This is a genomic window from Nocardiopsis sp. JB363 (genome assembly GCF_900143625.1).
Classification (GTDB): Bacteria; Actinomycetota; Actinomycetes; order Streptosporangiales; family Streptosporangiaceae; genus Nocardiopsis.
This window is the reverse complement of the sequence record NZ_FRFF01000065.1, coordinates 42911-65414: the sequence shown is the minus strand read 5'-3', so window position 1 is coordinate 65414 and position 22504 is coordinate 42911. Positions and strand designations below refer to the sequence as shown.

The 22504-nt window shown below is 67.9% G+C and carries 22 protein-coding genes; 11 read left to right on the top strand and 11 right to left on the bottom strand.

All coding sequences use genetic code 11. The annotated features are described in order from the left end of the window. The 6 genes from BQ8420_RS32665 to BQ8420_RS10255 all read right to left on the bottom strand — a co-directional run. The coding region (locus BQ8420_RS32665; protein ID WP_235006044.1) for a hypothetical protein at nucleotides 1-444 on the bottom strand (444 nt) is incomplete at its 3' end. A 598-nt stretch (nucleotides 445-1042) separates the two neighbouring features. Further along, the gene (locus tag BQ8420_RS10275) at nucleotides 1043-1933 is read right to left on the bottom strand and encodes an ATPase (RefSeq protein WP_235006043.1); all 891 of its coding nucleotides are present in this window, start codon (nucleotides 1931-1933) and stop codon (nucleotides 1043-1045) included. A 13-nt stretch (nucleotides 1934-1946) separates the two neighbouring features. Continuing rightward, entirely contained in the window at nucleotides 1947-3272 is a 1326-nt protein-coding gene (eccD, locus tag BQ8420_RS10270) for a type VII secretion integral membrane protein EccD (protein WP_087097739.1), read from the bottom strand. 57 nt (nucleotides 3273-3329) lie between these two features. Further along, a complete protein-coding gene (locus BQ8420_RS10265) occupies nucleotides 3330-4310 on the bottom strand; it encodes a TNT domain-containing protein (RefSeq protein ID WP_087097737.1) in 981 nt (326 codons plus the stop codon). 43 nt (nucleotides 4311-4353) lie between these two features. Further along, nucleotides 4354-4653, bottom strand: coding sequence for a hypothetical protein (locus BQ8420_RS10260; RefSeq protein ID WP_087097735.1), 300 nt, complete (start codon nucleotides 4651-4653; stop codon nucleotides 4354-4356). Between the two features lie 25 nt (nucleotides 4654-4678). Then, nucleotides 4679-5017, bottom strand: coding sequence for a hypothetical protein (locus BQ8420_RS10255; protein WP_087097733.1), 339 nt, complete (start codon nucleotides 5015-5017; stop codon nucleotides 4679-4681). 378 nt (nucleotides 5018-5395) lie between these two features. Here BQ8420_RS10255 and eccCa point away from each other — a divergent pair, with 378 nt between their 5' ends. The 5 genes from eccCa (at nucleotide 5396) to BQ8420_RS10230 (ending at nucleotide 14465) form a co-directional block, all read left to right on the top strand. Then, on the top strand, nucleotides 5396-9400 hold the full coding sequence (gene eccCa / locus BQ8420_RS10250; RefSeq protein ID WP_087097731.1) for a type VII secretion protein EccCa: 4005 nt from the start codon (nucleotides 5396-5398) through the stop codon (nucleotides 9398-9400). A 101-nt stretch (nucleotides 9401-9501) separates the two neighbouring features. Continuing rightward, nucleotides 9502-9864: a DUF6507 family protein gene (locus BQ8420_RS10245; RefSeq protein WP_087097730.1), complete on the top strand. Its 363-nt coding sequence runs from the start codon at nucleotides 9502-9504 to the stop codon at nucleotides 9862-9864. A gap of 124 nt (nucleotides 9865-9988) precedes the next feature. Then, a complete protein-coding gene (locus tag BQ8420_RS10240) occupies nucleotides 9989-12628 on the top strand; it encodes a hypothetical protein (RefSeq protein ID WP_143847183.1) in 2640 nt (879 codons plus the stop codon). Then, complete coding sequence (locus BQ8420_RS32660; RefSeq protein ID WP_235006042.1) at nucleotides 12594-13094, top strand: hypothetical protein; 501 nt, start codon at nucleotides 12594-12596, stop codon at nucleotides 13092-13094. Before BQ8420_RS10240 ends, BQ8420_RS32660 begins: the two co-directional genes overlap by 35 nt. A gap of 30 nt (nucleotides 13095-13124) precedes the next feature. Continuing rightward, nucleotides 13125-14465, top strand: coding sequence for a DUF6177 family protein (locus tag BQ8420_RS10230; protein WP_087097724.1), 1341 nt, complete (start codon nucleotides 13125-13127; stop codon nucleotides 14463-14465). Between the two features lie 39 nt (nucleotides 14466-14504). On the opposite strand, the gene BQ8420_RS32655 is transcribed toward BQ8420_RS10230, so the two are convergent. From BQ8420_RS32655 to cutA, 4 genes are all read right to left on the bottom strand, one after another. Then, nucleotides 14505-14798, bottom strand: a complete 294-nt coding sequence (locus BQ8420_RS32655) for a hypothetical protein (protein ID WP_087097722.1) — start codon at nucleotides 14796-14798, stop codon at nucleotides 14505-14507. 91 nt (nucleotides 14799-14889) lie between these two features. Next, nucleotides 14890-15546, bottom strand: coding sequence for a GNAT family N-acetyltransferase (locus BQ8420_RS10220; protein ID WP_087097720.1), 657 nt, complete (start codon nucleotides 15544-15546; stop codon nucleotides 14890-14892). Nucleotides 15547-15597: 51 nt separating this feature from the next. Continuing rightward, a complete protein-coding gene (locus tag BQ8420_RS10215) occupies nucleotides 15598-16179 on the bottom strand; it encodes a hypothetical protein (protein ID WP_087097719.1) in 582 nt (193 codons plus the stop codon). Continuing rightward, on the bottom strand, nucleotides 16176-16517 hold the full coding sequence (gene cutA, locus BQ8420_RS10210) for a divalent-cation tolerance protein CutA (RefSeq protein ID WP_087097717.1): 342 nt from the start codon (nucleotides 16515-16517) through the stop codon (nucleotides 16176-16178). The genes BQ8420_RS10215 and cutA overlap by 4 nt, the downstream gene beginning before the upstream one ends. 110 nt (nucleotides 16518-16627) lie before the next feature. On the opposite strand from cutA, the gene pyrE reads away from it, so the two are divergent. Beyond that, nucleotides 16628-17161, top strand: a complete 534-nt coding sequence (gene pyrE / locus BQ8420_RS10205; RefSeq protein WP_087097715.1) for an orotate phosphoribosyltransferase — start codon at nucleotides 16628-16630, stop codon at nucleotides 17159-17161. Nucleotides 17162-17241: 80 nt separating this feature from the next. On the opposite strand, the gene BQ8420_RS10200 is transcribed toward pyrE, so the two are convergent. Then, entirely contained in the window at nucleotides 17242-17625 is a 384-nt protein-coding gene (locus BQ8420_RS10200; RefSeq protein WP_087097713.1) for a RodZ domain-containing protein, read from the bottom strand. 411 nt (nucleotides 17626-18036) lie between these two features. Between BQ8420_RS10200 and fbaA the strand changes: the two genes are divergently transcribed. The 5 genes from fbaA to BQ8420_RS10175 all read left to right on the top strand — a co-directional run bounded on the left by fbaA (nucleotide 18037) and on the right by BQ8420_RS10175 (nucleotide 22502). Beyond that, a complete protein-coding gene (fbaA, locus tag BQ8420_RS10195; RefSeq protein ID WP_087097711.1) occupies nucleotides 18037-19059 on the top strand; it encodes a class II fructose-bisphosphate aldolase in 1023 nt (340 codons plus the stop codon). A 253-nt stretch (nucleotides 19060-19312) separates the two neighbouring features. Then, nucleotides 19313-19729, top strand: a complete 417-nt coding sequence (locus tag BQ8420_RS10190) for a hypothetical protein (RefSeq protein WP_235006041.1) — start codon at nucleotides 19313-19315, stop codon at nucleotides 19727-19729. Nucleotides 19730-19780: 51 nt separating this feature from the next. Continuing rightward, the gene (locus BQ8420_RS10185) at nucleotides 19781-20542 is read left to right on the top strand and encodes an ATP-binding cassette domain-containing protein (protein WP_087097709.1); all 762 of its coding nucleotides are present in this window, start codon (nucleotides 19781-19783) and stop codon (nucleotides 20540-20542) included. Continuing rightward, complete coding sequence (locus tag BQ8420_RS10180) at nucleotides 20539-21855, top strand: ABC transporter permease (RefSeq protein ID WP_235006040.1); 1317 nt, start codon at nucleotides 20539-20541, stop codon at nucleotides 21853-21855. The genes BQ8420_RS10185 and BQ8420_RS10180 overlap by 4 nt, the downstream gene beginning before the upstream one ends. Further along, nucleotides 21843-22502, top strand: coding sequence for a hypothetical protein (locus BQ8420_RS10175; RefSeq protein ID WP_235006038.1), 660 nt, complete (start codon nucleotides 21843-21845; stop codon nucleotides 22500-22502). The genes BQ8420_RS10180 and BQ8420_RS10175 overlap by 13 nt, the downstream gene beginning before the upstream one ends. Nucleotides 22503-22504: the final 2 nt, after the last annotated feature.

Below are 22504 nucleotides of genomic sequence, written 5' to 3'. Positions count from 1 at the left end.
TGACAGGTGTTCCGGGGTGCGCTCGGTGGGGGCGTCGGCTCGGGTCGGGGTCCGTGCCACGGATGCGGGTTCGGTGGCGGGGTGCGCATGGGACCGTTCGGCGGCGTCACCTGACGTGGCGCATCCGGCCGCGGAGCCGGCGCCTCCCGGGGACGTTCCGGCGCGGGCGGGGCGGGCGTGCTCGGCATCCCGGAGAGGAAGGCCTCGGCGATCGAGTCGTTCGCCCGTGTGCGCGGCGGCCCGGGCGGGGCCTGCGAACCAGGGTTCGGAGGTACCTGGCCCGACGAGGGCGTTCGCACGGTGCGCGGTCCGGGCCAGGGTGGCTGAGGGCCGGAAGGGGTCGGTGGAACCTGAGGTCCGGACGAAGAGGTGTACCGCCTCGACGGTGTCCCATCGCCCTGCTGCCGCGGTGGCACGCCAGCGGTCGGCGGCGGCTCCGGCCACTGGTGTTCGGGAGCTTTCCCGGGCCCCTGGGAAGCTTGAGGTCCGGAAGGCCCATGGGGCGGATGGGACCCGTGGGGAGTCTGGGACCCAAAAGGATTCTGGGGAGCCTGGGGCCTCTGATGCCAGGGAGGACCCTGGCGTCCCGGAGGGATCTGGGGTCCGGAACGGCCCTGGGGAACCTGGGTTCCCGGGGGGACCTGGGGGCCGGAAGGATTCCGAGGAACCTGGGACCCCTGATGCCCGGAAGGAACCTGAGGACCGGAAAGGTTCCGGGGAACCTGCGGCCCCTGATAACCGGGAGGAGCCTGGGGTCCGGAAGGATTCTGAAGAGCCTGCGGCCCCTGATAACCGGAAGGGCCCTGGGGCCCATGGGGCGGCTGGGAGCCGTGGGGAGGCTGGGAGCCGTGGGGAGCCTGAGGGCCGTTGAACGGCTGTGGAGGACCGGGTCGCCCCTCGGGAGGCCGCGTGTTCGGGTCGCCGGGGTACCGGTCCGCGCCCGAGTGCGGTCGCCGATCCGGGTCGGGTCCCTGATGCGAGGCCTCCGGTCGAGGGGACGAACCGTCCCTCGGCTCCACCGGATCCTCCGCGTCGCGCCGACTCATGCCCGCCCACCTCTCCCTTCCGTTACCTCGTACTGCGGCCGTACCGACGCCACGGCCTTGGTCATGACCTCCGCCGCCATGTGGATCGCCGTTCGGCGGGTGGCCTCGGAGACTCGACGCATCTGCACGGCGCGCCCTTGTGCGAGGTGCCGGTCGTAGCGCAGGCGAACGGCCTCCGCCCCGCTCTCGGCGATGATGCGGGTGATCCGCGCGGCGTCGAACCCCGGGTCTTCACCCCTCTCCTGGTCGAAGACCACGATCACGCTGTTCTCCACCTCGTGCCGGCGGCCATCACGGAGCAGACGGTCGAGCCTGCGTCCCACGATCCGAACCGAGTCCCGAGTCGCCCGCACCACACGGACACGAGAGTGGGCGGTCTCGGCGACGGCGTCCACGAACGCCCCTCCCGAACCACCGGTCACCAGCGTCACGCCGAAGAACCGGAAGAGCGGGAGCAGGCCCGCCGCGTAGGCGTCCTCGTTGTTCTGAGCGGCTTGGACCGTCCACAGGCCGGGCGCCGCCTCACCGATGCTCTCCTTCGCCTGCTCGAAACTCGCGGTCTGCACCCCCTCGCCCAGAGCGTGCGCCGCGTGGGTGTCCAACCGGGTACCGAGCGGAGGAAGTCGGTCGGTGGCGTCCACCGCCAGAACCCGGTCCCGGCGGTGGTGAGCCAGGACCCGGGCGATCAGCGCGGCCACGACCGCGGTGTCCGCACCGGTCCCGAAGTCGTCCACCAGGATCCGACGACCCGTGGCCGTGGAACGCTGCAGGCGCCCGCGCATCTCGATGGCGTCGGCGATCTCCGACGTCGGCAGAAAGGGGGTCACGACCGCCCGGCCGAATCTGCGTGGCCAGGGGTCCCCGTGCACCGTCTTGGTGGTGCCCATCGTCTCCTCCCCTTCAGAAGGTCGTGAGCAGTCGCTCGAAGGTCCCGAACGCACCGACCGCCAACGGCACCATGACGATCACGGCGATGACCTCGAACCGGCCGGCCACACCACGCAGACGCGCACGCACGTGCTCGGGCTGCTCGGTGGCCAGGACGACCACCGGGATGGCCGCCACCGCGACAGCCGCGGCCAGGGCCGGCCAGATCGCCCACGGCTCGCTGCCCGCCCACTCCACGAGGAAGGCGACCGACACCACGAGACTCGCGGCGATGAGCGTCACCTTCTGCGCGATGAGCGGGAACAACCGGGAGCGGCTCGCCACCACGATCGCGAGCGCCACGCACAGCCCGGACGTCCAAGGGGTGAGGTTCGTGACGAGCCCGAGGCCCGCGACGGCCACGGCGATCGCCACCGCCACGGTGGCGATGACCAGGCTGCGGTGCGCCCTGGCCACGGAGGTGAGCACGTCGGCCCTGGCGACGGGTTCGCCGGAGCTTCGGCGGTCGTCCAGGACCGTCAGCCCCGAGATCATGAGAGCGACCCTCAGGAGCAGGCTCAGTCCCAGCACACAGCCCACGGCCAGCAGCACCGCGACGAGGTCGGTGGACAGACCCAGCGCGCGAGACAGCGTCCACACCGAGGCCAAGGCCAGGCCGACACCGCCGCCGGCCAGGCCGCCCCTGCCCAGACCAGAGGTCAGGCCCAGCAACAACACGAGCCCGGAGAGCAGCGCGGCGGTCCCGCCCCCCAGGGCCCAGAGCGGCCAGTCGAAGTGGTCTCGGGCCGGCCACAGCCCGAAGATACCGACCACGGTGCCGCTGATCGATAGCGCGGTGCCCAACGGTTCCCGCCAGGTCGGTCCGATCGCGGCACCGGCCAACACCAGCACCAGCGCGATCGCGGCGATCCCCGCGAGACCGGTTCCTCCCGGCAGATGTCCATGGACGAGCCAGGCAGTGCCCAAAGCCAAGGCGGCCAGCGAAACGGTGGCACTCCAACGGGCGGCTTCGGGGGTCCAGCGACCGGTGTGGTCGTCCAGCGCCTTCGATACCGCCTCGGGCACCTCGTGTACCACGGGAGCGGGTACGGGGGCCTCGTCCTGGATCAACCAGAGCACGGACCCGTCCTCGATCCGACGTTCCTCCAGGGTGTTCTCACCCGCGAGGACGGCACCGGACGCGGTCACCAGGTGGCGCAGTCTGGCCGGGTTCTGGGGTTCGTCCCCGAGCAGCTCCAGGACCTCCGGCATGAGGACACCGACGGGCTCTCCCGCCGGGAGTACCGCGTCGACCCGGCGCTCCTCACCGACGATCGTCACACGGCTCCAAGCGGTCATGGCCTTCCATTCTGCTGTGCGGGCGGCGCGTCGCGCCGCGGGCTTCGTCCGGGTTCGTCACTCGGGAACACTGTCGACCGCCACACGCTCGACATAGCCCTGGCCGATCAGCCAGCGCAGGGTCGGTGCCGGTGGCACCTCGGAGAATCCCGCCGTGTCGAGAGTGAAGCGGATGCCTCCGCCGGGGTCGCCGTCCTCCGCCGGAGCGGTGGTGGCCGTCACCCGGAACGGGTGGACGACCCGGTAACGGTGGTAAAGGTCCTGCTCGTCCGCGTCCGTCCGAACATAGTCGGGCAGACCGCGCTCGGTGTAGGGGGTTCCGTCGGGGAAAAGGTGGCGCCCGCTCTCCGGGCCGAAGGCGTCGAGGGTGTCCCCCGGTTCGAGCGTGTGCAGGTAGGACTCGGCGTTGCGCTGGTCCAGACCGTCCCGGACCTCTTCCACCATGTCCTCCGTGTTCTCCACGGCGGCGGCCTCGTCGGCGCTGCTGAGCGTGGCCGGATCACCCTCGGTGGTCGCCAGCTCCTGGAAGAGCCAGCGAGCGGCCTCGTCCTCGTCGGCGAACTGGTAGCCGGGACGCCCTTGGTCGATGTCCATGACGACCACGGACAGTGCGCCGAACTCGTCGTCCACGGTGACGAGGTAGTAGCTGCCCACGGTGCCGGGCTCGGGTCGGGGGTCGCCGGGCAGGACGTAGAGGTCCTCCGGAACCCGGGCTCGATCCAGCTGGTCCTGGAGCATGGCCAGGTCGACCTGGGCGCCCACCCATTCGCCGGGGATCGCCGGGATGGCATTCTCCACCGGACCGGATTCGGCCTGTTCACGCTCCAGGCGTTGACTACCGAGGGTGTTGCTGACGAAGGACCAGCCGACCGTCCCGGCGCACGCGACCGCGGCCAGGCAGGCGCTGATCACGATCTTGCCGACCCCTTCGTCCAGACGGCGTTTGGTCCGCTGGCCCCCGAACAACACCGCCTCGCGCAGGCGTTGCCGACGGACCGCGACCGATTCGAGCAACTGGTTGTCGTAGTCGCGGCCCATCGGTGCTCCTCTTCGGTGACCTCGTTCCCCTGCCGGAACGGGGTCAGATGTTCTCTGCGGCGGTCCGAGCCCTGGTCAGGGCGCTGTCGGCGATTCCGTCGTTCTCTTCCATCACGGAGCGGATGATGGCGATGATCTCCCTGGCCTCTTGAGCGGCCAGGGCCCAACGCTGGTCCTTCTCCAGGTAGGTGACGTCCGCGCCCTCGATCACGGTCTCCGACATGACGGAGTTGACGTCGATCTCGTGATCATCGATGAGTGTTTCCAACTCAGTGGTGATGCTCGTGATCGTTTCCTGGACGTCGCCCGAAGCGTTCTTGCTGTATTTCGTGTAATCGCTCATCTAAGCATTACTCCCAAGGAATGAACTAGGCCCGGAGCTTGCCGGCGTCGAAATTCGCGGCGCTCATCTGGGATCGAGTCGAGTCCGCCATTTCCTCGTCACCCTGCATCACGGCGTTCATCATTTCGTTCTGGCCTTCGTTCAGGCTGTTCAGATCGCCTCCGACCAGGATGGACACCGACTCCGCCCGACGGTGGAGCTCGTCGAGAGAATTCCTGCCACTACCCTCGAATTTATCCTTCAGCGGGTCCACCGCGCTCACGAGTCTGTTGACCAGGGAACTGAGTTGCTCACCCGACTGACTGGTGTTGCTCGTCATCTTGGCGAAGGACGCCTGATGGAAATCGAGTTCCTTGTCCGACATTTTCCACCTGCCTTTTCACGAGGATGGGCGCCGGCCGACCCCGACTTCCTACAGGGATGCGCCGAACGGACCTACGGTTCCCATACTCCACCACGGAGTACCGACGGCGCCGTTCACGCTTCACACCCCTCCGGACCCACCGATCACTTCGATGACCTGCCAGAACACACGGAGCGACCGATTCACCATCCGGTTCGAAATGTTCAACGGAACCATAAATCGTGACGAAGGTCACCCTAAGCCCCTTGAGTGGGTCTTGGTCATCCGAAGTCCCGGTACCTGTACGAGTACACGAAAAAACACTGAAACCCCGCTTCGATAGGGTTTTGTCGCCCCTTCCCGATCTCATGACTTCTCCCAGCGCCGAGAGGAACGCCGATGGCCCTCCGTGTCGTACACCGGCCGACACGCACCACCCACCCGGCTCCCGCCGAGGAGTCCCGGGAAGTGGAGGCTCCGCCGACCCTCCCCGACGGCAAGTCCCAGGGAAACCCGCTCATGGCCATCCTTCCGATGGTGGGCATGATGGCCTCCCTGACGATCATGATGGTCATGCGCAACCCGGCCTTCATGGCCCTGGGCGCGGTCGTCCTGTGCGTGGCCCTCCTCGGAGCGCTGCTCATGCTGTTCTCCAGGCGCGGCCAGGTCGGCAGACAACGGCGCAACCAGCGCGAGCTCTACCTCCAGTACCTGGAGGAGTTGCGGGAGAGGCTGAGCGTCTGGGAACAGGAGACGCGGGCGCACGCACGCCTGCTCGACCCTCCACCGGAAGCCCTCTACGACGTCCTCCGCGACCCCAAGCGGCTCTGGGAGCGGCGCCGACGCCACCACGACTTCCTGAAGGTACGAGTCGGTACCGGTGTGGCTTCCGGCCGCCCCCTGAATCTGGCCGAGCAGGGCACCGCCCTGGCACCCACCGACCCGTTCATGCAGTCCGAGGCCGAGGGCGTCATCCAACGCTTCGCGACCATCCCGGACATGCCGTTCACTCTGCCGTTGGACATGACGGGCAACGTCAGCGTCGTGGGCGAACGCGAGGACATCATGCGCCTGGTCCGGGCCATGGTCGCTCAATTCGCCGTGTTCCACGCCCCCGAGGACGCCGGTCTGGCCGTCTCCTACCCCGAGGAGCACGCCGACGACTGGTCGTGGCTGCTGTGGCTCCCCCAGGTCCTCGACCCCCAACGGCGTGAACGGGGCGTCGCCACCCGCCTCATCGCCCGCTCCCCCCGTGACCTCGGCACACTGCTCGCCGACGAACTGCGCTCGCGAAGCGACTTCGCCTCCGAGGTGCGACGTGGCATGGGACGCCGCGAGGCCTACCAGATGCTGCGCCGCCTCCTCGTCGTCCACGACACCCACGGCGAGGTGGCCACCGAGCTCGTCCGCCCCGACCACACCGTGGACCCGACCTCGCTCGGCGTCACCGTGCTGCACCTCGTCTCCCGGCAGATCGACGAGCCCGGCGACGTGAACGTGCGCATCACCGTCACCGGTGACCAGATCAGGGTCGAGGACCTGCGTCCCACCGACCCGGTCGTGCGGACCGGCGTCCTCGACGACGTCTCCCCCGCCACCCTGACCGGGCTGTCGCGCATGCTCTCCCCGCTACGGCTGTCCGCCGAGTCGATCGAGGAGACGGCGCAGGAGGGCGGTCGCGTCGACTTCACCGCCATGTTGGGCGTGCGCGACCCCGGTGACATGGACGTCCAGCGTCTGTGGGCCCCTCGCAGCGAGCGCGCGTTCCTGCGCGTTCCGATCGGTGTGGACGAAATGGGCCAGGCACTCGTCCTGGACCTGAAGGAGTCCGCCCAACTGGGCATGGGGCCGCACGGACTGTGCGTGGGCGCCACCGGGTCGGGCAAGAGCGAGATGTTGCGGACGCTGGTGCTGGCACTGGCCGCGTCCCACCCGCCCGAACGCGTCAGCATGGTGCTGGTCGACTACAAGGGCGGTGCCACCTTCGCCCCCTTCGAGGACCTGCCGCACGTCTCCGGGATGATCACCAACCTGGAGGACGACGCCGCCCTCATCGAACGCGTCCACGCCAGCCTCTCCGGCGAGGTGCAGCGTCGTCAGCAGATGCTGCGCGACGCGGGCAACGTCCCCAACATCGGGGACTACACGTACAAGCGCGAGAAGGACCCTTCGCTCGACCCGATGCCGCACCTGCTGGTGATCATCGACGAGTTCGGCGAGCTCCTCACCGCCCGCCCCGACTTCATCGAACTGTTCCTGTCCATCGGACGGATCGGCCGCAGCATCGGTGTGCACCTGCTTCTGTCCAGCCAGCGCATCGAGGGCGGAAAGCTCCGCGGTCTGGACACCTACCTGTCGTACCGCCTGGGCCTGCGCACCTTCTCCGAGGAGGAGAGCCGTACGGTCCTGAACACCCCGGACGCCTTCCACCTGCCCGCCCTGCCCGGGTTCGGCTACCTGAAGGTCGACACCACCGTCTACCAACGTTTCAAGGCCGGCTACGTGTCCGGCGCCTACCGTGGACCGGTTATCGAGGAGGAGCCCGAGGACGAGAACGCCACCCCCTCGCCCCGGCTGTACACCGCCTACAACCCCTCCCCCGAAGAGGTCGCGGAGACGGCGACCCCCGAGGAGGAAACCTCGATGCCCTCCCGCACGACCGATCCGACCCTGTTGGACGTGATGGTGGGACAGCTCGGCCAGCACGGCGAGCCCACCCGGGCCATCTGGCTGCCTCCGCTGCCGAAGGCCACCACCATCGACGCGATCTGTGGTGCTCCGGAGGAGACCGAACACGGGCTGCGGATCCCCGGTGAGCGTCCCGCCCTGCACGTGCCGATCGGGCTCTTGGACGACGCCACCAAGCAGTGGCAGGGTGAGTGGCTCCTCGACCTGACCGCTTCGGGCGGCCACGTCGCCATCATCGGTGGACCACAGAGCGGGAAGACGACCCTCCTGCGCACCCTGGTCCTGTCGTTGGCACTCACCCACACCCCCGACCAGGTGTCCGTGTACTGCCTGGACCTGCTCGGCGGCGGCCTTCAGTCCCTCTCCGGGCTTCCGCACGTGGGCGGCGTCGCCGTGCGCACCGACGCCGAACGGGTCCGTCGAACCCTCGAAGAGGTGCGGGGGATGCTCGAACACCGGGAGGAGGTGTTCCGGGAGCGCGGCATCGACTCGATGGAGCAGCTGCGCGCCATGCACGCCCGCGGTGAGGTGCCCGAGTTGGCCACCGCCGACATCGTCCTGTGCGTGGACGGCTTCGGTACCCTGCGCCGCGACTTCGAGGAGGTCGAGGGCATCGTCACCGAACTGCTGCAGCGCGGTGGCGGGTACGGCGTCCACATCGTCTCGGCGATGCTCCGCTGGAACGACGTACGGATGAACGCTCAGTCGAACTTCGGTCAGAAGGTGGAGCTTCGGCTCAACAACCCGACCGACTCGGCCATCGCCCGCAAACTCGCCGAAACCATCGGCGAGGGCGACAACGGCCGTGCCCTGACCCCCATGAAACTGTTCGCACAGACCGCTCTGCCCCGGTTCGACGGCGCTCCCTCCACCGAGAACCTGGGCGACGTGGTGGAGCGTGCCGTGCGCGCGATCGACCGTGCGTGGATGGGCACCCGCGCCCCCGAGGTCCGCGTACTACCGCACCGGCTTTCGGTGCTGTCCCTGCCGGACAAGGAGGCCGAGCCCAAGACCCTGCCGATCGGCCTGGACGAGCGCGCCATGGCTCCCGTGCGACTGGACCTGTTCGAACGGGACCAGAACCTGCTGGTCATCGGCGACAGCGAGTGCGGTAAGACCAACCTGCTGCGGATGATCGCCGAAGGGCTCGTGGAACGGTACACGCCCAAGGAGGTCGTGTTCGCGATCATGGACCCCCGGCGCAACCTGCGCGACGTCGTCCCTCCGGAGTACGTCGGCGGGTACGCGACCAACCCCCGTGTGTGCGGCGGCCTGGCGACCGGTGTGGCCAAGGAGATGGAGAACCGGATCCCCCAGGACGGGGAGGGCCAGGAGGTCGAACCGGGCGCCTTCGAAGGACCGCGCGTCGTCGTGCTCGCCGACGACTACGACGTGCTGACCACCGCGGGCCAGAAACCGCTGAGCCCGTTCGTGCCGTACGTGTCGAACGGGCGCGACATCGGTCTGCACTTCGTGATCGCCCGCCGCGCCGCGGGCGCGAGCCGTGGCATGTACGACTCGCTGCTCCAGGCCGTCCGGGAGGTGGGCAGCAGCACGCTGCTGATGTCGGGCGACCGCGGCGAGGGGCAGATCTTCCCACGCGTGTACGCCTCACCCCTGCCCACGGGCCGGGGCAAGTGGATGCCCCGCGGCGGTGCCACCCGCCTCATCCAGACCGCCCTCCTCGACCAGGACCGACCCGCCGATCACGCATGATCCCGAACCGATCACCGTCCGCGAGCATCCTCCTGAACCGGATGCGGTAGGCCATTTCGCACCAGGGCGAGTATTCGCCGAACACGCCCTAAGGAGGAAACGTGTCCGAGTGGAGTATCCAGACCGACACCGTCAGATCCGTTCTCACCACCGTGATGGGACACCTCGGTGACGGTGAGGCCACGGAAGGCCTGTCGGGGAACATCCTCGACATGGACACGGCTGTCCAGGGCGCCGCGAGCGAATGCGCCGACAGCATGCCGGTGAGCTCGGCCATCGGCATGTTCATGGAGCACTTCTCCCCCATCTGTGGACAGATGGTGCGGCGTACGTCGAGCGCTCTCTCGGGCTGCGCCGAGGCCACCGAGCACTACGTGACCGGGGACTACGAAATGGCCGCGGAGGCCCAATCCGCGCACCTGGACGCCCCCATCACCGAGGACGACCTTCCCCCCAACATCTGACCTCCGGGAATCCCCCTTGCCCCTCAACGACCCCTTCTTCGACGACCTGGAAGCGAGCGCCTGCTACGGCGACGGCGCCATCGAGCCCTCCCAGATCCTGATCCCGCAGATCGACGCCGACGCCTTGGACGAGTTCGCCAGGGACCTTCGCCGTGCCGGAAAGAACATCGGTACGGACGGAAACGACATCGTCGCCGACTGGGGCGGACTCGCTGACGCGTACGTCGCACCCGAGTCCGAGACCATGCTCTCCGCGGTCGACAGGGTCGCCACCGACGGCGACACCGTGGAGACCGGCACCGGCGGCCTGGGCTCCGCCCTGATCGATTTCGCCAACGAGGTCCGCACGTTCAAGAGCAAATTCCACGGTCTGCGCGGCGATGCCACGGCCATGCGCGCCCGGATCAACGAGGACGAGGACTGGAAAGACGACGAGGACCTCGTCCAGGAGCACGACGACCTTCTCGGCGAGGTCGCCAAAGCCCGTCAGGAGTGGGAAGAGGCGGAGATCGCGTGCGCCAACGAGATCACCGCCCTCTTCGACGGTCCCACCTTCACCCGGTACGACGAGATGGAAGGGGACGGCTACAGCGGCAACGAGATCCCCTACGGCTTCAGTGAGATCCCCGAAGGCATGGAGATGCCCTGGGGGACCGCCCAGAACGTCTCCAAGGGCTTCTCCTTGGACTCCTGGGACGGCGTGGCCGACATCGCCGTCGGCGCGGCTCAGGACGTCGGTGGCGCCACCGGGCTCTGGCACGACGGCAAGTGGGGCATGCCGGTCTTCGGGGAGCAGGGGCGTTCGAACTTCACCGGCTACATGGACGAGAACCTCGAAGGTCTCTCGCTCCTGACCGGCTTCTACGACCCCACCAAACCCGAGGGCGAGCGATGGGGAGTGGACAGCTTCGGCGAGTGGACGGACAACTTCCTTCCCGTCATCCGCGAGGTCGGACAGGGCATCGTCCCCACCGACGAGTGGGATGATCGCAAGGGATACGTGATCTCCCAGGCCGCCGTCAACATCGGGCTCATCGTCGCCGGCATCGCTATCTCCGCGACCGGTGTCGGTGCCCCCGTGGGTGTCCCCCTGCTCTTGGCGGGCCTGCGGACCGGCCTGCGAGCCACCAACAACGCCGGCACGATGGACATCCCCCGGTTCCACGACGACGTCGACTTCCACCTCCCAGGGGTCCCCCACCTGAACCTGTCCAGCGGCGGAGGCTCTGGAGGAGGCGGAGGTGGTGGTTTCTGGAGCAGTCTCCCCGGTGGAGCGTGGTTGGCAGATCTCATCAGGACACGCGACGCCTTGGACGGCATCGGTGACGGCGGTTCCTCCTCGCCGAGCGCCCCCGTCGATCGGTCACCCACCCCCGCGAGGCCGCAGGACGGCACCGACGGTGCGTCGTCGGACCGGTCCCGGTCCGACGACGAGGAGATCGACTCAGGGGTGTCGGCCTCCGAGGTCGAAACCGGCCTGCGTGATCTGGAGGACTACGTCCGCCGCCACGCGGAGGATCCCGACATGTTGTTGGAGGAGATCAACCGCCGCCAGGGCAACGAGATCGTCGACGCGCATCGGACGCCCGAGCTGGTGGGAGCCGGCAATGGTCCGTCCGCGTCGAGCAACTCCACCTTCACCAACAGCGCCGGTGGAAGCAGTGGTGGAAGCGGTGGTGGCATCGACACCCCTACTGCCGGTAGAGGCAACACCACGGAAAGCTCCTCGGGCGGCGGTAACGGCGGAGGCGGTTCCCACAGCGGCGGGGGCAACGGTCGAGGTGGCGGCAACGGGGGAGCAGGCTCCAACCAGGCGAGTGGCGATCTAGGCCCCCGAGGAAACTCCCCGAATACTCCGGTGAAACCCACCGAGATCAACCCGGGAGAAACAGGGTTCCCTGGCCCCACGGAACGCTTCGGCGATGCGTTCGATCCGAAGCCGAATAAAACGTACGTTCTACTCGATTCCGCTGGAAAGCCAGGAGACACCTACACCACCGACGCGAACGGAAAGATCATCGAGATCAAAACCGACGCGCAATCGAACTCAAAGCACCCGGAATTCCTCAATCCAAGGCCGGACGCCACCTACCGCGTCAAGGTCGGCAACGGCGAGTACATCTTCAAAACCGATTCCAACGGCAGGACCGTCTACGCGGAGGGGAACCTGGAACCTGGGAGACAGGCAAGAAATGGAGATGAACAAACCAAAGTAAACCAAATGGGAAAACGATACTTCGAAGTACTGAACGATCAACTAAGAGAAAAGTTCAAGGTAGACAACGGACGCCTTCCAGAAGCGCACGAGATTGAGCTTTGGGACATTGGAAAATGGAATGGCGGTCACATTTTTGGATCAAGCGAGTTCCTCGGCCCCGGGGAACGCTTGAACCAGGCCCCAATGCTGGATATTGTAAACCAAGAACGAAAGGTTCTCCCTGGAATCCAAGGAAGCTTCCGGAGAGCCGAGTGGACATGGCACGGGCTTCTCACCAATGACCAGGGAGCCCTAAAGAGAGGACTCGGCAAGAACTACGAGGCGCAAATGAAGGCCTGGGAGTCCCTTCTGGCATCAGGGCCCAACCCGCCCGATGTTAAGATCAAAGTTCATCTCACACAAGACCCGACCCTGAAATCAGTCAGGGATCCCAAAACAAATAAGGAAATCCCCCCTCCACCTTCCGAAGTCGTAGTAGAATGGTGGGTCAACGGAGCAAAACAAGAGCGTCTTGCGTACGAAAACCTTCCAGGCGGACCACCTTAGAAAGAGGATAAAAATGGCCCGGTACCCTATCGGCGGCATCAACCCCATCGAACAACAGGAATTCCTCAAAGAGATCGGAGGGGAAATCCTCGACTTCCAGCCAGACAAAGGAGAACAACTCATATATGAAAACAAGGCGGTAGCCGGATATGTAAGCGACAATCTTTCGGCAATGCATGCCGAAGGATATTCTGAGATGATCGACTGCCCTGTTTCTGTCCTTGCACTCTGCAAAAAACTACGCCATGGCATGTACCAGGAAGGCAAGGGCACCTGGTTCACGATGACGTACACCATCACCCGACCGAGCAGCTTCACCGTTGATTTCAACTACGACGAACAACCGAAGTTCCAGTTCGCCCCGGACCCCGAGCTCTACGTCGAAGATCTCAAGCGATTCCCCAGAGACCCCGAACACATCCCCGACTGGCTCCAGGAAAAGCTCCGCGAAGCCGAGCAGGAGTAACCCGACCGCCCCGGCACTCGGAGAACATCAGTGACGTACAACGTGGTCGCCCTGACCGAGGAACTTCCCCACGCGCGCTCGGTGATCCGCGGCCTCAAAAATGCTCACCCGGACTTCACCATCCGAGGTGCGAGCAAGGCTTCGGTGATACGCCTGCGAGACGAGGAGGGTCGTCCCTTCGTGTCCGTGGAGATGCCACAGGCGGTAGAGGCCACCACGGACGTGCGTCGACTACTCGGTGACGAGGCCGCCGACCACCTCACCCACAATGCCTGGTGGGTGGAGGTTCGCGCGCCTGCGAACAACCCCCGGGCAGCGGAGGCGGCCCACCGGTTCGCGGCGACCCTGGTCGAACATCACGGCGGGCAGGTGTGGCCCACCGAACCGCGGTGGAACTGGGCGATGGATCTGCCCACAGGCGAAGCCGACCATCCGTCCGCGTTGGTCGAGACCGAAAAGTCCCGAGTCGTTGCGGTCGACTCGCCGGTGGTCGGTCTCTCCGCGGCGATCGCGGACGCACTCGCCGCTGGGGCCCGGGACTCTCGTGGCCTCCAGGTACTCACCCCGGCCTCCGCTCACATCACGCACTCACTCCGCAAGGTACTGGCTGCTTCCGGCTGCCGTTGGGTGGTCGAAGGTCCCGGAAACGGCCACTACGACGGGCTCACCGGGATGCCACTGACCTGGGAAGACGACCTCGGTTTCCAGGCACGTCGGGATGGCGCCCCGCCCGCACTGGCCGAACAGCGAGGCGACCCCGGACTCGCCTTGGACCTGCACTTCATCCACCCTGCCGAAGCCGACCTGCGTCTGGGCGAGATGGTGGAGCATACGACCAAGCTCATGTGCGGAGAACCGCCTACCGCTTGGGGCACCAACGAACCCGCCCTGATGGCCTGGGACCCCGGCCGGCTTACCGACCTGTGCCGTGGCCGGGCACCGAACCCCACCCGTGTGGTCTTCTCGGGGCCCGGGTTCGCCGGCACGTTGAACGTGTCCCGCGTGGTCGAAGGGGTGAAGGAGAGCCTGAGCCTGGTCGCCGGCAACGCCGACCACACGGCATTGCCCGAGCTTCTGGCCGAGCTCCCGGACTCCTTCCAGAGCCTGACCACCCACAGAGTCCCCGGGGCCGCCGACACCCACTATCGACCGGTGCTCGGTGGCGCCTCCGCTCCGTTGGGATTGGCTCTAGGGCCGGAGGTGGTCGCTCAGGTGGGCCGGGCCAAGGCGATGGCGGCGCCCGTCGCCGCCGAAACGATCGGACCGCTGTGGTCCTCGGTCCTCTGGTACCCCCTTGGGGAAAGGGAACCACGGGAGCTATGGCGGCGTTTCCAGGGACTCATGGACCATTTGGGCCAGGGACCGACCTGAGGATGAAGCCCAACCGACACGCATCCGCCCCGGGAGGGCCTACCAGTGGCCCGGGTGGCGCGGGTTCGGTGGGAACGGGAAACGTGGTGCGGCGTACGGGTGGGGTCTGCCGTTGAGGAAGGCGTCCGCGTAGGGATCCGCTGGGAAGGGACCCCGGATCGGCATCCGCGCCACAGGGTGGGCCCGCCGGGGCCAGAGCGGTTCGGTCGGGCTTCCCGGCGCGTGGTTCGGCGCGGTGGGCTGTCGGGGTCCGGGGCGGGTGACCGCGTACGGGGCCGCCGGGATGCCGAAGGCCATCCCCGGAGCGAATCCTCCGTGCACGTGGTCGTTCATCGCATGCCTCCCCGTTCGGTCCGGCCTCGTGCGCGAGCACCCGTCAAGGAAAGCACGCGCCCTACCGCCTTCACCAGACTCGGAGACGAAGTCAGTCGGGCAGGTCGCCCAGACCGAAGTACGGGAGCGCGGCTTCCAGACCTTCGATCTCGACCGGAACCGTTCGGTGCTCCTCCCAGTCCTCCCTGGTCAGCCGGTAGCGAAGTTCCCGAACCCGTTCGCCCCGCACCTGGACGTAGTCGATGCCGTCCGGCCGGTACCCCAGCTTTCGCGATACCCCTTTGGACGCCGACGACGTCTCGAACATGCCCGTGATCGCGTCCAGCGCACCGAGCCCCTCGAACGCCAAGTGCAGGACGGCGGCGCGCATCTCGGTGCCGATCCCGCGGCCCTGAGCGCTCCGGGTCAGCCACGAACCGGTGCCCACCTGGCGCCGGATGGCGAAGTCCCTGCCCCGCATGTCCTGGATGCCGACCACGCGGCCCTCGAATTCGACGATCCCTTTGAAGGCCCACGCCTCGGGCGTCCAGGACCCCAGGGACCGCCAGTTGTGCTGGACCACGCCCTGGGCCAGCCGTTTCGGGGGCTGGTCGGTCCAGGGGAACATGAACGGCATGGTGGCCGGGTCGTGGACACCGGCGACGGCGGCCTCGGCCAGCTCCGCGAGGTCGGAGTCGGTCGGCATCCGCAACGTGAGTCGAGGCGTGGTCAGGCGTACCCCCATCGGGGGAAAGTGGTCGGCGATCATGCTCTGAGATTCTGCTGCCGCCGACCCTCGCTGTCACCTGGTTTTACTCGCTCAGCGCACGAGTTCGGCGACGAGTTCCGCCAGCGTCTCGCCTGCGGTGTCCGGGGCGGCCGTCACGTCACGGACCTCCCACCCGCGCATGCCGGCCAGGTGCGCCGGGTGGGCGTAGGCGGGGTCGGTGAGCAGGTATCCGCAGGGCGCGTCCGGCCAGTCCGGGACGGTGGGGAGGAGTTCGCTCCGATAGGCGTCGGGTTCTCCGGTCCGGGCGGGAAGGTCGGCCAACCCTTGAGTGCGGGCGATCTCGGCGCGGGTGGGGCTGCCGGGACGTGGCAGCGGGGCGTCCAGCAGCACGTAACTCCGGACGGGACGATGGGCGGCGCGTTGGGCGGCCCCCACCGCGCCGAGCAGCGGGCCGGTGTCGCCCTGGGCCACCAGGACCGTGGGCGCGTCCGTGGCGACCAGACGGTTGATCTCCAGGCTGGCGAGGGCCACGTAGCGGGCGGCGTGCGGTGGGGTGTCGTCGCCGGTCACCTCCGGCAGGACCGGTTGGTGTCCGATGTCGGTCAGGGCCTTCTCCGCACCGGTGAGGACGAACGGGGTACCGAGGGTCGGGGGTAGGAGGACGGCGATCAAGCGACGCCGCTCCCCCGGGTCTCTTCACGGACCCAGTCGAGGTACGAGGGGTTCCCACCGGTGACCGGCACGGCGACGATCTCGGGTACGTCGTAGGGGTGCGCCTCCACCAGGTGGGCGACCAGGTCGTCCAAGCGGTCGGCGGCGGTCTTGATCACGACCATCCACTCCTCGTCGGACCGCACCGCGCTCTCCCAGCGGTAGAAGCTGCGGACGGGCCCGCTCACCTGCGCGCAGGCGGCGAGACGATGTTCGACGACCGAGCCCGCCAGCCGCTCGGCCCCCTCTCGTCCGTCGACGGTGGTCTCCACCCTCACGACGTCTGTGTGCTCCGCCAAGGTCGCCTCCTTCGAGGTGGGATGCCGGATCCGCGGGCATCCACCGGGTGTTCTAGCGCCGCGTCAGCCGAGGTTCGCCCCGTCGCGACGCGGCACTAGGCTCACTGATCATGAGCGAACGTGATGAACTCCTGCGTCAGATCAACGATAAGGCGGTCGTGCGCGGGAAGGTGACCCTCTCCTCCGGCAAGGAGGCCGACTACTACGTCGACCTGCGCCGGATCACCCTGGACGGGGAGGCCGCGCCGCTGGTCGGTTCGGTCCTGCTGGACACCGTCGCGGACCTGGAGTTCGACGCGGTGGGCGGTCTGACCCTGGGCGCGGACCCGGTGGCCACCGCCATGGTGCACGCCGCGCACGCGCGGGGTCGCAGGTTGGACGCCTTCGTGGTGCGCAAGGCGGGCAAGGCCCACGGGTTGCAGCGTCGGATCGAGGGCCCCGACGTCACGGGGCGGCGGGTGCTGGCACTGGAGGACACCTCCACGACCGGCGGTTCGGTGATGACCGCGGTGGAGGCCCTGAGGGAAGCGGGCGCCGAGGTGGTGGCTGTCGCGCTGATCGTGGACCGTGGCGCGCGTGTCCGTCTGGAGGAGGAGGGCCTGGAGTACCGGCCCGTCTTCGAGGTGTCCGACCTGGACGTGTGATCTCGGGGGCGGGGCCGCGCGTGGCCCCGCCCGGAGCCCTTTGGAGGCCGAAGCCCTGAGAAGATCGAATACTCGGGGGATCAGGGGTTCAGGGTGAAGCCGTGGTCGGGGTCACGGTCGGAGACGTCCTGTTCGACGCCGTTGACGTAGACCTCGACGGCGCTCGGGTCACCGATGGTGACTTCGAGGCCCTGCGCGTTGTCCGGATAATGCACGGAGTTGCCCTGCTGAAGTTCCTGGTCCAGGAGCACGTCCCCGCCTGGGACCCGAACGAACACGTCGCTGGATTCGCCCACCACACGGATGTAGAGGGCGCCCATGTCGTCGGAGGCCACCGGCTCTGCGGCGGCTTCGGACGCGTTGGCGCTGACGCCCGTGCCTGTCCCTGGTAGCGAGCGGTACAAAAAGTACCCGCCGAGGGCCACCAGCGTGACCAATAGCAGGACGGCCCCGACGATGGCCATCACCTGGCCAACGCCTCGCGGATCGTTCCTATGCCTTCCCACGGCGACGAATGTAGCGCGTATCACGGCAAAAAGCGACAGCAGTCGCCTCGAAGCTCCTGCTTGCTCACATGAAACCCCAAAGCGGGATGTAACCCACCTCCTCGCGCACCCCTCCCACCGGGCATCCTTCGCTCCCCGTAAGCTGCGGGTACGTCGTCGACCCGGAGCATTTTGGTCTAGACCTTTCCAACGGCTCCGGGGATTCGGGATACTCGGACGACACCTGGTGGACGCTCGGACGCACGGCCCGACCTATGGGTCTCCCCGACGGACGGTCTTCCACCGGGCACCGCACGTGGGGTCCCGCCGGCACGCGCAGTCCAGCACCGGCGGACGCTCGCTCCAGGCCGAACCAGGGAGAGTCAAGCCATGCCCATCGCCAGCCCCGAGGTCTACACCGAGATGCTGAGCCGCGCGAAGTCCGAGGGCTTCGCCTACCCGGCGATCAACGTGACCTCCAGCCAGACGCTGCACGCTGCCCTGCGCGGCTTCGCCGAGGCGGAAAGCGACGGCATCGTCCAGATTTCCACCGGTGGTGCCGAGTTCCTCTCCGGTGCCTCGGTCAAAGACATGGTCACCGGCTCGGTCGCCTTCGCCGAGTTCGCGCGCGTCGTCGCCGAGAAGTACTCGGTGAACGTCGCCCTGCACACCGACCACTGCCCCAAGAACAAGCTCGACGGCTTCGTCCGTCCGCTGCTGGAGATCTCCAAGGAGCGTGTGGCCAAGGGCCAGGAGCCGCTGTTCCAGTCGCACATGTGGGACGGTTCCGCCGTGGAGCTGGAGGAGAACCTCCAGATCGCCGAGGAACTGCTCGCCGCTTCCAAGCAGGCCCGCACCATCCTGGAGATCGAGGTGGGTGTCGTCGGTGGTGAGGAGGACGGCATCGTCGGCGAGATCAACGAGAAGCTGTACAGCACCCCGGAGGACGCCCTGCGCACCGCCGAGGTCCTGGGCCTGGGCGAGAAGGGCTACTACATGACGGCCCTGACCTTCGGTAACGTGCACGGCTCCTACAAGCCCGGCTTCGTGAAGCTGCGCCCCGAGGTGCTGAAGAACGCCCAGGAGGCCATCGCCGCCAAGCACGGCAAGACCAACGCCTTCGACTTCGTGTTCCATGGTGGTTCCGGCTCCACCATGGAGGAGATCCACGAGGCCATCGGCTACGGCGTGGTGAAGATGAACGTCGACACCGACACCCAGTACGCCTACACCCGCCCGGTCGCCGACCACATCCTGAAGAACTACGACGGTGTGCTCAAGATCGACGGCGAGATCGGCGACAAGAAGGCGTACGACCCCCGCGCCTACGGCAAGGTCGCCGAGGCCGGCATGGCCGCGCGCGTCGTCGAGGCGGCCCAGCACCTGAAGTCCGCCGGCAACAAGATGAAGTAGGACCCCACGGCACCGCCCCTGATGGCGGTCCGCACCGGTGCCCGGTGACCGATGTCGGTCGCCGGGCACCGCTTTTCTGTGCCCTCTCGCCACCTGAACCTGGAATTCCCGGCGCGGAGAATTCGACGTCTCCTTTCACCACGCATCGACACAAAAGGAACAACGAACCACCACGAATCCCGGCCGGATGGTTACGCCCGATAGGATTTCGGGGATTCCACCGTCACACCTCCCCTGCGTGGAATGAGAAAACGTGAAAGATAGTGACCGTGGGCTCCGCATCGCCGCCATCGGCGCACTCGTGGCCGGCACCGTACTCGTCGGGTCATCGGTGGCCGGAACCGCCTGGGCCTCCTCTCCCGCCGAGAGCGTGGCCGAACGAGCGTCGGCGGCTTGCGGGCTGGGCGCCGACAACCCCAGCGCTTCGGGTGGCACCATCTCTGGAAGCGGGTCCCGGGCCGGCTGTGGCGGCACCGTGACCCTGACCGTCCAGGTACGCAAGCACCGTCCCGCCTGGCCCGACAAGGTCGTGGCCGAGACGAGCCAAACTGGTTTCTCCAACGGCTCCCTCACCGCCTCGGGCGGCTGCGATGGCAACGGCACCTACTTCACCGAGGCCAGGAGTTCGAGCGGGAACAAACTGTCATCCGGAAGGGTCAACAGGTGCTGACCGGAATTCGTTTCCCATTTCCTCTCCTTGCGAATGGGAACGGACGGGCCCATGCGGGTCACCCTTGAGGGCCTGGACTTCGGTTACCGAGGTCGCAAGAAGGTCCTGAACGACCTGAACTGGACCCTGGAACCAGGTGTCACCGGGCTCCTCGGACCAAACGGCGCGGGCAAGACCACCCTGCTGTCGCTCATCGTGACGTTGCTCCCCGTCCGCGGGGGACACCTCTTCATCGGGGAGCACGACCTGTCCACCACGGTCGGCCGGTCCCGGGCCCGACGAACGCTGGGGTTCGTACCCCAGCGTTTCTCCCTGGCCGGTGAGCTGACCGTGGCGGACACGGTCGCGTACGCGGCATGGGTGCACGGACTGGATCGGCGCGAGTGCGGGCCGGCGGCGCTACGGGCTCTGGAGTCCGTCGACCTGTCCGCGCTCGCCGACCGTCGCACACGCACCCTGTCCGGTGGTCAGCGTCAGCGCGTCGGCATCGCCGCGGCCCTGGCCCACGACCCTCGGGTCCTGGTCCTGGACGAGCCCACGGCCGGGCTCGACCCCGGGCAACGGCTCCGCGTGCGCGAGGTCGTGGCCGGGCTGGGCGAGGACCGGACCGTGCTGGTCTCCACGCATCTCATCGAGGACGTCGCACACCTGTGCTCCCGCGTCGGGGTCCTGGCGGGTGGACGGATCGAGTTCCACGGCACCTTCCCGGAACTGGAAGCCCTGATCGAGGACAGCACCGAGGGAAGCCCCTACGGCTCCGAGTTCGAACGGGCCTACGACCGGCTGATCGAACGAGTCGGGGAGAGCCCGTGACCACGCTCCGAAGCCGCGTGAAGACGTCCCCGCTCTTCTGGCCGCTCCCACCGCTCCTGCTCCTGGTCCCGGCCGGACTGATCCTCGCCCTGACCCTGGCGGGGACCTGGAGCGCGCTCTCCTGGAGAGCCCTGGACTGGGTCTACCTCTCCGGCCAGGTGGGGGCCCAGGCCCGCCTACCAGTCGTGGTGGCAGCCGGGGCCGCGGCGCTGGTGGCGGCCCGGTTCACCCGGGCGAGTCTGGTCTTCGCCCAACCCTGGCAGCCCCGCCTGGAACGGGACGTTCCACTGCGGCACGCGCTGGTGGTCACCGGCTGGTGTCTGGGCGCCTATCTGGTGGGCCTGATCCCACTGACCGTCGCGGTCGCCGCGCACGACGCGGGGGTGGTGGACCCCATGCCCGTTCTGGGCGCCCTGGCGGGTTTCGTGGCGCTCACCCTGCTCGGCTACCTGTGCGGGATCCTCGCGCGCGGGCTGTTCGGCGTTCCCGTGGCGATCGCCACCGTCTTCGTGCTCACCGCCCTACCGATGGTCGCCGACTCCTGGACGGCGACGTCCCTCCAGCTTCCGCTCGTGCCCTTCGTGGGCATGCGGGAGAGTGTCCTGCTCGGTTCCTACCGGCTGGGGTTCTTCCTTCTGCTGACGACCATCGCGGCATGGACGATCGCCCGGTTCCTCCGTGTCCCCCGGCGGTTCTCGGCCTCGCACGCGATGGGGGCCGTGGCCCTGGCCTCGGTCGCGTTCCTGCCCCACCTGTACACCTTCCCGCTCGTGGCCTACGCCCAGGGCGGAGACGAGATCTGCTCGGAGCGTGACGGGATCCGCTACTGCGTCCACGAAGGGCACGCGGAAGAACTCGACCCGATCATCGATCTGGCCGCCCCCGTCTTCGCCGCCTACGGGCGAGGCGACGCGGTCCCCGACCAGGTCCGCGACCACGCTCTGGCCACCGAGGACCGCGAAGTACTCGACGGTCCCGAGCACGGGGTGTTCTGGATGCGCGTCCATCCGGGGTGGGATCCGTACCAGCAGGTACCCGAGGACGCGGCCGCGTGGCTGGTGCCGGACCTGTTCGTGTGCGGCTCCGAGGGCGTGGCCCGTATGGACCGGGACGCGCAAGCGCGGGAACGGAGAGCGGCCGTGATAACGGGGTTTCAGGCCTGGCTCGCTTCGCGGGCGTTCGGGGGTGACACCTCCGAGGACGGTCCGTTCGCCGGCGCCGATCCCGACGAGGTCCGTGCGTGGATCGCCCGGGACGGGGAGCGTCTGGCCGCATGTGAGGTGGAACCGGAGGAACTGCCGTGGTGGCCGTGACGCTGCGCCCTTCCCTGCTTCCGATGCTCGGCGCGTCGCTCTCGGCCATCGTGGCGGCGGCGCTCGGTCTGGCCCTGTCCGGGGCCGTGGTTCCGGTCGCGGTGTTCGACTGGCCCAACGAGGAACAACGGGTCCCCATCGCCGAACTGTTGTGCGTGTGCGCGGCCACGGCGGGTGCCTGGGCGAACCGCCCACGCCTGTGGGAGTGGGAGCGGCTGGGCGGGACCCGGACACGGATCAGGGCGGCCGTGGTGGCCGCGCTCGGCGTACTGCTGTCCGCGACCGTGGCACCGGCCCTGTTGTCGACCACGGCGGAGGCCGAGAATCCGTGGCTCCTGGTGACGAACGTCCTGCTGGCGGTTTCGGCCGTGTACCTGCTGTCGCCCTTCCTGAGCGCGGTGCCGTCCGGGCTCTTCGTCCTCGTCGGGATCCTTCTGGGGGCGGCGGCCTGCAACATGGTTCCGGGGCTGTACCGGGTGGTCCCGTACGCATACGTGGGATCCGACGGTTGGCGGGCCCCGGATCTACTGTCCGGGGCGACCGTGCCGGCACTGGCGATCGGCCTGGCCTTGGCGGCGGTGGGGGCGCACGCGCTGACCCACGGTTCCACTCCCGGGGTTCGGCGGCGTGGAGGGGACTCCGCCTGACC